This window comes from Trichocoleus sp. DQ-A3, assembly GCF_039961975.1.
Taxonomy (GTDB): Bacteria; Cyanobacteriota; Cyanobacteriia; order Cyanobacteriales; family FACHB-T130; genus FACHB-T130.
In genome coordinates this window covers 346,008-358,070 of the sequence record NZ_JAMPKC010000001.1, presented here as the reverse complement: position 1 = coordinate 358,070, position 12,063 = coordinate 346,008, and the positions used below count along the sequence as shown (strand labels likewise).

Sequence of the window (12,063 nt, the reverse complement as noted above, 5' to 3'; positions counted from 1 at the left end):
GAACAGCCGGTAAATTCACCTTCACACTCACTCCCTTTGAAAGGCGTATTTCGCTTATCTAGTCTAGTTTTATGACCTCTACCTAAGGTTAGAACTTTCCCAGAATAATATCTAACTCAAGCAGGCGCGTGAGGAAGTATTTTTTGCTACCTTGTAAGCTTGGTAAAATTTATAAAAGATCATCGCTTGCCACTTATGCAATCACCATCCTCCACATCAGAGGTATCACGACCGTTTTTAACCTGGCAACGGATTCTAGACTGGGCGCAGGAACACTACCGTTATCGGACTTTCAGTAAAGATGAGCGAATTCCAGCTAGACCAGGACTTTTGTATTTAGTCCAACGGGGTGCCGTCCGCTTAGTCGGTACGGCTCAAGTTAGCGCTAACACCAGTTCTTCCGCGGCTAAAGTTCTGCGTTTGAGTCCAGAAGAAGCTTTTTTAGGCTTTGTGGGTGCAGGACAACCGTTTGAAATTGTTGCCCAGTCACCGTTTACTCTTCAGGCTTATGCCCACGTCGATCAAACTTCTGTAGTTTGGATGTACTGGCATGACCTGGACAACTGGCCTCACTTCCGTCGCGAAGTATTTGATGCGTTCCGGTATCAGCACCAGCGCAAGCTACTGTGGCTGAGTACCTTAGGACAGCGACGGACAATCGATCGGCTGTTGGGATTCCTGACGCTGTTGATCGAAGAATTTGGCGAACCCCAAGATAGCGGTTACTGTCTGCCATTTCCCCTGACTCATGCCCAAATTGGCAGTGCCATCGGTTCTACCCGTGTCACTGTGACTCGCTTAATGGGTAAGTTACGTCAAAAAGGATTAATCAGAACTCAAGGGGATAATTTGCTCTGTTTACCTGCGTCTGCTTTGAGTGTTAACAATAATTAGCTTTTTGAGCCGATTGCCATCAGTTTGTTGTCCTGACGATTGCCCTTTCATGGCTACCAACCTATTAAGGACGAAGGGGTACAAAATCGTAGCCGGTACCGGAGGTGGTACCCGGTTGAATGCGGACGAGAATGACGGCAGCATTGCGATCGCCTGACGGTAAAAACCGGATGATGCCCGATGCCCCAGTAGACGAAAAATCCGATGCAATTAGGGATTTTTGGACTCCGGTTCGGGTGGGATTGCGCTGCAAGGCTGCAATCAAAGCCTGGGTAGCGTCATAAGACAAAGCGGTACGCCAACTGACATCGCCACCCCATAGTTGTCGGGATTGGCGGGGAAAGTTAGAAGTCGGATCGCCATTGATATGCCAAGGCACTGCCAGCACCATCTCAACTGCTGCCTCACCGCCCACTTCCAAAGTCTTAGGTGTGTAAACATCATCTCCCCCCAAGAGCTTTAATCGTTTGCGATTTAGCTGCACGACTTGCAGGGCTTTGTCTAAAGTATCTGTATTCGCTGCTAACATTAGCACCTGGGCACCTTGAGCGATCGCTAGATCGATACTTCTAGCAGCACTAAAACCCGGTTCGGATAAGTCAAACTCATTCGATACTTGCCCGCCTCCTAAAGATACGGCAGCGACAAATTCCGATTTCAGCGATTGGCTATAAGCACTCCGGGAATTAAAGAAAACGGCTGCATTTTTCCGTTGCAATTTGTTGAGCATATAGTCAGATAATGCCCTGGCTGCTACGTAGTCACTGGGAACTGTCCGAAAAACGTAGCGGCTAAAACCGGAAAGTTTAATTGAGGTGCTGGTCGGGGAAATGATGACTAATTTGCCATCGTTATAAGTAGTTCCTGCCGCCAAAGTGACATCGCTCGAATAAGGGCCGATAACACCTAACACTTCTGGATTATTGACCAAGGCGGTAGCAATTTGTTTGGCAATTTCTGGATTATTATCGTCATTCGCGATCGCTACTTTTACCGGAATTCCTTTAATTCCCCCAGCTTGATTAATTTCAGTTTGAGCTTGAGCGACGCCCCGCAACATTTCTAAAGCTCCATTTACATCCGTGCCAATTGGCACAGAGACAGCAATGGTGTAGCTGATTTGCTTGCCGACCCGGGCATTATTGAGATAAATTAAAGTTTCTGGATCGTTGCGATTCCCTTGGAGGGATGATTGGAAGTTAGCGATCGCGCTAGCAAAATCCCCGCTTGCAAATGCTTGCACTCCTGCTTGTTTCTCGGAGTTAGCATTCGCCGTTGCTAAAGATTTTTCCCCTATACTAATTCGAGTGCTGATAGAACCTGGTGCGATAGGAACTGGACTTGATTGCACCGAATCAGGGTTTCCCGGAGCAATTGGGGGACTGGAATTGCTCTTAAACCACCAATAACCAGCCCCCAACAGACCTGCTGTAATCAATAGGGACAGAACAAGAACCGTTGTTTCATTTTTATGGGACATGGATGGTTAAGCAGGAAGAAATAGGTCTTATTGATAAGTCTAATTAAATTCTTTTTCTCGTTGAAATATTTAGTTTAAATCACGTTTTAAACGAGAGTAATTAGCGGAGCCTAACAAATCCAGCCTCAGAAATCAGTTGCTGTCCTTGTTCTATCTGCAACAAATTTGCATAAGCTTCACCCGCTTGCTGTTCTCTCTGACCATTCTGTTTAACAATCACAAATAGCTTCCGAGTCAGGGGATATTGACCCGTTTGAAAAGCCTGAATATTCAGCTGATTGCGTTGACTAGGGCACGTTTGCAGCGGCACAAAAGGCTCTTGGTAAGGCGTTACAAATTCACCCGCTCTCCGCCCAACTGGCAAAGGCTTGATACTACATTGTGGAACCACTTCAGGCGCAGAAGCAAAGTAAATTCCTCCAGGGCTACCACCAAGTTTTTGCAGTGCTTGAGTCGTGGTAGAGACAAATTCAACATTGGCACTAAAAGGTTGACCGTTCAAAACTTCTTCCACAAATAGTTCCACCGTTCCTCCAGCATTTGGGGAACGAGAATAGGGTTTAATTGGGATATCTGGGCCGCCTAATTCTTGCCAATTAGTAATCTTGCCCGTATAGATAGATTTCAACTGCTCTAAGGTCAAACCTTGAATATTCAGGTTTGGGTTAACCGCGACTGCCAATCCGTCAATTGCGATCGCAATCTCTTTAAGCCCGAACCCTCGCTGCTGTGCCTGGTTATACTCGCTCGTCAGAATCGGTCGCGAAGATTGGGCGAAGTCTATTTTCCCGTCTAGTAACATTCTGATGCCAGCGCCAGAGCTAGCAGGGCCGGTATTTGGCTCAACATAGCGCAGCCGAAACTCAGGTCGCGCCGCTTGCATCCGCGAGTCTACTGCGAGTCGAATCGGTGCCCAAGAGGTGCTGCCACCGTAGCTAAACAGCCCAGTAGGAACGTTCTGCACTTGGGGAAAGCTTTCACCCGTGGAGGGTGTTGAGCGATTGGGCTGATTTTCCCGATCGTTGGCAGCAGAATCGCTAGGATTGGTGGTTTGGTTTAAACGACCGAGGTCAACACCAGACCGCTTGGTAAACCACCAAAAGCCAGCGCCTAATAAAGCAGCAGTGAGCAGGAGGGCTAAGACGAGAACCGTGGTTTCGTTTTTTTGGGACATGATGGTTACTCAGGAAGCTCACGATTAGCTTAGAGAAAATTAGCCAGTAATTTATAAATTAGGCGAAATAGAGCCGTCACTGCGATCGCGCCTGCTCCAGCCAACATAGCCACAAAGACGACTATCTCAAGGGGAAACCCGTCTCGCAAAACGGGAAAAAACAGCATAATCGCCAGAGTTATTCCTGCAATAATGAATAAATCCAATTTTTCAATGAAGCGGCGGTATTGAGCAAACAATAGACCCCCAATCATCATCCCCAACAATCCAACGCTCAGCCCTGGGGATGGCAGCAAACTACCCAAAGCAATAAATAACAATCCGCCTTCAAACCCCGTAAAAGCTGCCCCACCTAAAACCTCCAGTAGAGAAAATCTCGGTCGAGAGGCGGGTTGAGAAATGGGGGCGGGTGGCTGAGGAGTCGGGGCTGGAGTAGGAGGCGCGGCAGGGGCGGCTGGAGCGGCGACGCGGGTAGGCATCTGAGTCGGTGGTGCCGGAGGCGCAGGGGGCGGTGATGAAGTCAGGGCGTGCAGCACTTCATCCGCAGACTGAAACCGTTGATTCGGCGCACTCAAGAGCATCTGGTCTAAAATATCGGCGAAGCGATTCCACTCACTGGCTACCGCTGCGGTAGCGATCGCACCCGCATGAGGTCTCCAATTCCACTGGTTTGTATAGACATCAAATAACTCAGTTGCCTGCTTGCCCGTGAGTAGGATAATGCAAGTCACCGCCAAGGCATACAAATCGGTTGAAGGATACACTTGACCCCCAGCCATTTGCTCTGGCGGTGCAAATCCCATTGAATAAATTCCGGTTGACGATCCACCAGGCGTTGCCTTCGTCACCTGCTTAACAGCACCAAAATCTAAGAGATAAAGCCGACCGTTGCGATGGCGCATAATGTTGGAAAGCTTGATATCTCGGTGGATGGAGCCGCTATCATGAACAAACTTTAGCACCGGCAGGATTTCTCGCAGCAGTAATAACACCTCGTCTGGGGAGAACTTCCCCTTCTGCGCCAGTTCCTCTTCCAAATTATGCCCATCGATGAATTCCTGCACCAGATAGAAAAACTTGTCCTGTTTTCCCGGTTGAATGCTGGGAACTGTGATATCAAAGAAAGCAAACAAGTCGGGAATTTGAGGATGGCTGCCGAGTTCTTCTAAAACTTCTCCTTCCCGTGCAAATAGATTTTGGGCAATTTGTAGCTGATCCGGCGTTAAATCTCCCACTGGCTGAAACTGTTTGACGACGCATCGGCGCATTCCAGGCGTGCGGCGATCGCGTGCCAAAAACGCTGCACCAAATCCCCCTCGTCCTAACAGCTTTGCCGATAGATACCGACCATCTAAAATCAGCTGCATTCCACAGGCGGTGCAATACTTCTGCTGCACCGTTTTGACAAGGTTGTTGTCATCAAGATCGGCAAAAAAATTCAGGGGACGAGGGCAGCCGGGACGGGTACAGTAAATTTCCATGAGGAGTTACTGGTCAAATCCTAATCGATTGTTGCTAATTGCTAATTGTTTAAGAGCTAGTAGCCATACTTCCATTCGCGATTAGCAACTAACAGATGGCTAATACTGGAATTAACTGCCTGCGGAGTTAGGAGCAGCTGCCTTGAACCCATCGGCTTCGATTGGAGTGGATGCTTCCATTTCTCTTCCCCATCCGGGGGAGGCAAAGGCGGGTAAAATTTCTTGGCTAAACGCTTCTGCTGCTTTGGAGCGGTAGCGATTTGGGTTCACAATCACCCATAGCATCCGCTTGACCACTACCTCTTCAATTTTTGCGTAGTGGAGGATGCCCATTTGCAACTCTTTTTCGATCGCCGATAGGGAGACAAACGACGCCCCAAGTCCTGCCTGCACGGCATTTTTAATTGCCTCAATCGAGTTAAGTTCCATCTCTATTTTGAGGCGTCGGGTATCGATGCCGCAGCGAGTTAGCACTTGGTCAATCACCTTGCGGATGGTGGATTGGGAGTCTAAGGCAATGAACTGCAATTTGTAAAGATCGTCTTTTTGGATAGTCCCAATTTTGGCGAGGGGATGTAAGGCTGGCAAGATCAGCGCTAGTTCATCTTCAGCATAAGGAATAATTTTTAGTGCTTCTTGTAGTTCGGAAGGAACCTCTCCCCCAATGATTGCCAGGTCAACTTGCCCGTTGGCGACACTCCACGCCGTGCGGCGCGTCGAGTGAACGTGTAATTGTACTGCTACATCTGGATATTGCTGGCGGAACATCCCAATCATTCGGGGCAGTAAGTAAGTTCCTGTCGTCTGCGAAGCTCCTATAATCAGGGTGCCACCCTGGAGATTTTGCAAGTCTTCAATGGCGCGGCAGGTTTCTTGACAAAGCGTCAAGATTTTTTCGCCGTAGCTGAGAAGTAGGTGCCCTGCTTCCGTCAGTTGTGCCCTGCGTCCTCCCCGGTCAAACAACGGCACATCCAACTGCCGCTCTAAGTTTTGGACTTGGAGGCTGACAGCGGGTTGCGAGACGTACAGGCTATCGGCGGCACGCTTGAAGCTTCCCTCGGCGGCGATCGCTTTAAGAATGCGGAGTTGGTCTAAAGTGAAAGGAAGGTCAGACATACAGGCTTTACCTGAAAAGGGAAAGGAGCGACTGAGGCATAAAGCTCGGCGATCTGTTAGCTTTTTGTCGGTTGTCAGTTGTCAGTTGTTGGTTACTGCTGACATTTGACCGATGACCCATCACCAATGACCGAAGGATCGCTAAGCGCTCTCTTGCGAGAGATGGGGCTGGACTCAAGCGATTGATAGCCCACTTCGTTGTAAAGCCTCTCAGTCATCGACAGTAACACAACACGAGATCAAGTCTCTCAGGGAATACTTGGGGGGTCTATTTTCTACTGGAAATTACGTAAAAGTTTATGAATTTCTTTCGCGTTCTGACTCCTAGCCACTACATAATGCTGGGACTGCTTTTTGGGTTTGCGATCGCTCACAGTGGTCTCGCTGCACTGCGTCCTTGGGGCGAAAAAAAAATCGGCCCCCGCCTCTACCGCATCTTATTTGCCCTCGTCAGTCTTCCTCTAGCAGTGGTGTTGATCGTTTACTTCATTAATCATCGTTATGATGGGCTGCAACTGTGGCAAGTTCAGGGCGTCCCCGGCGTTCAGTCGGTGGTGTGGGTGCTTTCGGCTATCTCATTTCTGTTTCTTTATCCAGCAACTTTCAACTTGCTGGAAATTGCCGCCATCGAAAAGCCTCAAGTGCATCTTTACGAAACCGGCATTATCCGCATCACCAGGCATCCTCAAATGGTTGGACAGGTGATTTGGTGTATTGCCCATACGCTTTGGGTTGGCACGACGTTTACCCTCTTAACTTCAGTAGGGCTAGTGCTGCATCATTTATTCGCAGTTTGGCATGGCGATCGCCGTCTCTTGGCTCGCTATGGGGAAGCTTTCGAGGCTGTGAAAGCTCGCACCTCTGTTGTCCCCTTCCAGGCGCTCCTGGAAGGGCATCAAACCCTGAAATGGCAAGAGTTTCTCCGCCCTGCGTATCTAGGGGTCACTGCTTTCATTCTGCTGTTGTGGTGGGCGCATCCCTGGTTGATCCAGGCGACAGGTGTTGTCAGATGGTAGTGTGAGTTCCGCAATTATGCTGAGCCACGCGATCCCAAATGGATGTAGCATGATTCCAAATAACTTTCAGCTTAATTACGCTCTGGTTCTACCGCCTTAGCTTCCCCATAGATGCCTAGACGTAGTAGATACGCACTGGCATATCAGTTGCGCTAGAGTAAGCTGAAGGATTTTACTTCATTGTTTATTGTTCCACTTCCTCCTTTTGGCTGACTTTCAATAGTAAAAGCGAATAAAACTAGAGGGATCATGGTGCTTTCTGTTAACGAACGGACGTTTACACAAGAAGTTTTAGAATCTTCCACCCCAGTCCTAGTTCATTTTTGGGCACCCTGGTGTGGATTATGTCGGCTAATTAACCCCCTCCTGACTAGAGTTCAATCTGAATGGGGCGAACAAGTCAAATTAGTTGGAATTAATGCCGATCAAAATTTAAAACTGGCGAATACTTATCGCCTCCAGACTCTACCCACGATCGTTCTGATTGAAAACGGCAAGGTAGTTCACCGCATTGATAGCTTTCAAGGGCGGGATGATTTACGCATGGCATTAGAAAAAATTATGGTAAGTTATTTGCCAAATTCTGCCTGAAGTTGGAGATAGCTGCTCCTATCCAAGATAAATAGGACTGACGCAGAGATCCCCTTTACATCCGCCGATAAAGTGGGGAATTGTCCGGTTCCCCGTTTTCAAGGGGGGTTCGGGGGATCTCGGTTTCAAGCTTTCAGTGCGTAAATCCCGATCAATTTTTTCGCTGCTTGTAACTGTTCAACCTGAATGCAACGTTTTACCCGTTCTTAAACTCACCGATTCTCTCTATCGGTGGGTTTAATTTTTGGCTGACAAGTTTCTGGCTGTCTAAACTGTTAGTTATAAATACTTTAGAGACCGTCTGTGTCACAATGTAAACGGTCTTACCAAGTTAGTTAAGAAATATAAAGTAGGCGTCAGTGATGGAACTGCTCTATCAGTATGCCTGGATCATCCCAGTCCTGCCGCTAGCTGGGGCGATGCTGGTCGGTCTGGGACTAATCTCGATTAATCGATTTACCAACAGTCTGCGGCAGTTAAATGCCGTGGTTATAGTCTCCCTGCTAGGGATGGCGATGGGTTTCTCCTTGGCGCTGCTCTGGAGTCAAATTCAAGGTCATGCTACCTACACCCGTACCCTGGAGTGGGCAGCCGCGGGGAATTTTCACCTGAATATGGGCTACACGATTGACCACTTGACGGCCCTGATGCTGGTCATCGTGACGACAGTTGCCTTCCTGGTGATGATTTACACCGATGGCTACATGGCTCACGATCCGGGGTATGTGCGCTTCTATGCCTATCTGAGCCTGTTTAGTTCCTCCATGTTGGGTTTGGTGGTCAGCCCCAACTTGGTACAGGTTTATATTTTCTGGGAACTGGTCGGTATGTGTTCTTACCTACTGATCGGATTCTGGTATGACCGGAAGGCAGCAGCCGATGCTTGCCAAAAGGCTTTTGTCGTCAACCGCGTCGGCGACTTCGGGCTGTTGTTAGGGATGCTGGGGCTGTACTGGGCGACGGGCAGCTTTGAATTCGACGTGATAGGCGATCGCCTGCAAGCATTTGTCGCATCAGGCTACCTAAGTACCGGCCTTGCGGCTCTGTTCGCCATCTTAGTGTTTATGGGACCAGTGGCGAAATCTGCTCAGTTCCCGTTGCACGTCTGGCTACCAGACGCGATGGAAGGCCCTACCCCCATCAGCGCCCTGATTCACGCGGCAACGATGGTGGCTGCGGGCGTCTTCCTAATTGCGCGGATGTATCCCGTGTTTGAAGGCATCCCAGTCGCAATGAACGTGATTGCCTGGACGGGTGCCTTTACTGCATTTTTGGGGGCAACCATTGCCATTACCCAAAACGACATCAAGAAAGGTCTCGCTTATTCCACCATGTCCCAACTGGGCTACATGGTAATGGCAATGGGCGTCGGTGCCTATACTGCCGGTCTATTTCACCTAATGACACACGCCTACTTCAAGGCGATGCTGTTTTTAGGTTCTGGTTCTGTGATTCACGGCATGGAATCAGTCGTGGGTCACGATCCCGCCTTGGCTCAGGATATGCGGATGATGGGCGGACTGCGGAAGTATATGCCGATTACCTCCCTCACCTTTTTGGTTGGAACGCTCGCGATCAGCGGGATTCCACCTTTCGCTGGGTTCTGGTCGAAAGACGAAATTCTAGGCAGCGCTTTTGGGGCAAATCCGGCGCTGTGGTTCGTCGGCTGGCTGACGGCTGGAATGACTGCTTTCTATATGTTCCGGATGTATTTCCGGACGTTTGAGGGCAAATTCCGAGGGCATGAATCAGGCATCAAGCAGGAACTACTAGGGGCGACTAAATCTCCCCAGGTTGAATTTGCTTTTGGCCCTGGGGCGATGGATACCAGAGAGTTATCCTCCAAAGCCCATGACAGCCATGATGACCACGGTCATAGCGAGTATCCGCACGAGTCGCCGCTGACGATGACGCTGCCCCTGATTGTTCTGGCGGTGCCGTCGATGCTGATTGGTTTGGTTGGGACGCCTTTCCACAATTATTTTGAGGAATTCATTCACGCCCCCGGCGAACCGTTGACTGAGGTGCTGGAAAAAGCCACTGAGTTTGATTTGACAGAATTTCTGATCATGGGGGGTAATTCGGTCGGAATTGCCTTGATTGGAATTACGCTGGCTTCTCTGATGTACTTGAGAGGCAAGATCGATCCCGCTGCGATCGCTGCTAAAATCCCCTTCTTTTACAAGCTGTCGCTCAACAAGTGGTATTTCGACGAAATCTATGACACCCTCTTCGTTCAAGGGTGCCGTCGCTTAGCGCGACAAGTCATGGAAGTGGATTTCCGCGTGGTTGATGGCGCAGTCAACTTCACCGGCTTAGCGACGCTGTTGAGTGGTGAAAGTCTGAAATACTTTGAAACTGGTCGCGTCCAATTCTATGCCCTGATTGTGTTTGGGGCGGTGCTAGTGGGCGTGATTGTCTTTGGTGTGACTTAAATTTAGAAACCGCTCGCTGTGTGTTTCTATCCGCTGTCAACAAAAGATAAAAGGAAAAAGCTGAAAACTTTTTCCTTTTTCCTTTTTAAGTACACTTACTCATAGCTGACAGCTAAACCTTGTTGCTCACGATTTGATATCTCATGAATACAGCTAATTTTCCTTGGCTGACTTTTATCATCCTGTTCCCCATCGCGGCATCCCTGTTGCTTCCGTTGATACCAGATAAAGATGGTAAGACGGTACGCTGGTACGCCCTCATTATTGGGCTGATTGATTTCGTGGTGATGGTTTATGCCTTCTATACTCAGTACGACTTTTCTAATCCCGGTCTGCAACTGGTGGAAAGTTACTCCTGGGTACCCCAAATCGACCTAAGGTGGTCGGTGGGCGTAGATGGCTTATCAATGCCGCTAGTCTTGCTCACCGGCTTTATCACCACCCTGGCGACTTTGGCAGCGTGGCCCGTGACGTTTAAGCCGAAGCTGTTTTACTTTTTGCTCCTGGCGATGTACGGCGGTCAGATTGCAGTGTTTGCGGTCCAGGATATGCTGTTGTTTTTCCTGGTGTGGGAACTGGAACTAATTCCGGTGTACCTGCTGCTGGCAATTTGGGGCGGTAAGAAGCGTTTGTACGCGGCTACCAAGTTCATTCTTTATACGGCTGGCGGGTCGCTGTTCATTTTAGTAGCCGCCTTGGCGATGGCGTTCTACGGCGATACCGTGACGTTTGATATGAGGGCGATCGCTGCCAAGGATTACCCCCTAACTTTCCAACTCTGGATCTATGCAGGGTTTCTGATTGCCTACGGCGTCAAGTTGCCGATTATTCCCCTGCATACTTGGCTACCAGATGCTCACGGCGAAGCGACTGCACCAGTGCATATGTTGCTAGCAGGAATTCTCCTGAAAATGGGCGGTTATGCGCTGATTCGGATGAATGCCCAGATGCTACCCGATGCTCATGCCGTGTTCGCGCCCGTTTTGGTGATTTTGGGCGTTACCAACATCATCTACGCAGCCCTCACCTCTTTTGCTCAACGGAACCTGAAACGGAAAATCGCTTATTCCTCGATTTCCCACATGGGATTTGTGCTGATTGGGATTGCCACATTTACTGACTTGGGTTTAAGCGGCGCGGTGCTGCAAATGGTTTCCCACGGTTTGATTGGGGCAAGCTTGTTCTTCCTAGTGGGAGCCACTTACGACCGCACCCACACCCTGATGCTGGATGAAATGGGCGGCGTCGGGTTGAGGATGAAAAAGATGTTTGCCATGTGGACGACTTGTGCGCTCGCGTCATTAGCATTGCCAGGGATGAGCGGATTTGTGGCAGAAATCATGGTGTTTGTTGGCTTTGCGACCAGCGATGCTTATAACCCCACTTTCAAGGTCGTGGTGGTCTTTCTAGCCGCCGTTGGCGTGATTCTGACCCCCATCTACCTACTCTCGATGCTGCGGGAAATTTGCTACGGGCCGGAGAATAAGGAATTAGTGGAACACGAAGCCTTGATCGATGCGGAACCACGAGAGGTGTTCATCATCGCCTGTCTGTTGGTGCCGATTATTGGCATTGGCTTGTACCCCAAAATCCTGACTCAAATTTACGACGCAACCACTTTGCAGCTGACGGAGCGACTGCGAGGTTCAGTTCCGACGCTGGCGAGTGGGCGACAGGTTCCGACCCAAGCACAGGCGGATATTCCCCTGTTGTCGTTGCGGGCACCAGAAATCGGCAATCGCCAGACAATTCAAAGGTGAAAAATTGCAAAAATTTTCTTGATGTTTGAATTTTCAGCTTGCTAAATTTTCATAATCAATAATCCCTTTCAGGGCGGAATTAAATATCCGCCCTTTTTGTTAAAAATTACGAATTC

9 protein-coding genes are annotated in these 12,063 nt (G+C 49.2%); 5 read left to right on the top strand and 4 right to left on the bottom strand.

Translation table 11 applies throughout. The annotated features are described in order from the left end of the window. Window positions 1–195: 195 nt before the first annotated feature. Window positions 196–894 (top strand): Crp/Fnr family transcriptional regulator, encoded by a 699-nt coding sequence (locus NDI44_RS01480; RefSeq protein ID WP_190413159.1) that lies wholly within the window; start codon window positions 196–198, stop codon window positions 892–894. A gap of 64 nt (window positions 895–958) precedes the next feature. Here NDI44_RS01480 and NDI44_RS01475 read toward each other — a convergent pair whose 3' ends face one another. The 4 genes from NDI44_RS01475 to NDI44_RS01460 all read right to left on the bottom strand — a co-directional run bounded on the left by NDI44_RS01475 (window position 959) and on the right by NDI44_RS01460 (window position 6,145). Beyond that, window positions 959–2,374, bottom strand: coding sequence for an ABC transporter substrate-binding protein (locus NDI44_RS01475; RefSeq protein WP_190413157.1), 1,416 nt, complete (start codon window positions 2,372–2,374; stop codon window positions 959–961). A gap of 100 nt (window positions 2,375–2,474) precedes the next feature. After that, the gene (locus NDI44_RS01470) at window positions 2,475–3,548 is read right to left on the bottom strand and encodes a PstS family phosphate ABC transporter substrate-binding protein (protein ID WP_190413155.1); all 1,074 of its coding nucleotides are present in this window, start codon (window positions 3,546–3,548) and stop codon (window positions 2,475–2,477) included. Window positions 3,549–3,577: 29 nt separating this feature from the next. Further along, entirely contained in the window at window positions 3,578–5,029 is a 1,452-nt protein-coding gene (locus tag NDI44_RS01465) for a serine/threonine-protein kinase (RefSeq protein WP_190413153.1), read from the bottom strand. A 111-nt stretch (window positions 5,030–5,140) separates the two neighbouring features. Continuing rightward, window positions 5,141–6,145 carry a LysR family transcriptional regulator gene (locus tag NDI44_RS01460; RefSeq protein WP_190413151.1) on the bottom strand — a complete coding sequence of 335 codons (1,005 nt, stop codon included), beginning with the start codon at window positions 6,143–6,145 and terminating at the stop codon, window positions 5,141–5,143. A 299-nt stretch (window positions 6,146–6,444) separates the two neighbouring features. Between NDI44_RS01460 and NDI44_RS01455 the strand changes: the two genes are divergently transcribed. The 4 genes from NDI44_RS01455 to NDI44_RS01440 all read left to right on the top strand — a co-directional run bounded on the left by NDI44_RS01455 (window position 6,445) and on the right by NDI44_RS01440 (window position 11,947). Beyond that, window positions 6,445–7,161: an NnrU family protein gene (locus NDI44_RS01455; protein WP_190413149.1), complete on the top strand. Its 717-nt coding sequence runs from the start codon at window positions 6,445–6,447 to the stop codon at window positions 7,159–7,161. Window positions 7,162–7,410: 249 nt separating this feature from the next. Continuing rightward, window positions 7,411–7,752 carry a thioredoxin domain-containing protein gene (locus NDI44_RS01450; protein ID WP_190413147.1) on the top strand — a complete coding sequence of 114 codons (342 nt, stop codon included), beginning with the start codon at window positions 7,411–7,413 and terminating at the stop codon, window positions 7,750–7,752. 362 nt (window positions 7,753–8,114) lie between these two features. Further along, the gene (locus NDI44_RS01445) at window positions 8,115–10,187 is read left to right on the top strand and encodes an NAD(P)H-quinone oxidoreductase subunit 5 (protein WP_190413145.1); all 2,073 of its coding nucleotides are present in this window, start codon (window positions 8,115–8,117) and stop codon (window positions 10,185–10,187) included. Between the two features lie 143 nt (window positions 10,188–10,330). Beyond that, window positions 10,331–11,947, top strand: coding sequence for an NAD(P)H-quinone oxidoreductase subunit 4 (locus NDI44_RS01440; protein ID WP_190413143.1), 1,617 nt, complete (start codon window positions 10,331–10,333; stop codon window positions 11,945–11,947). The last annotated feature ends 116 nt before the right edge of the window (window positions 11,948–12,063 follow it).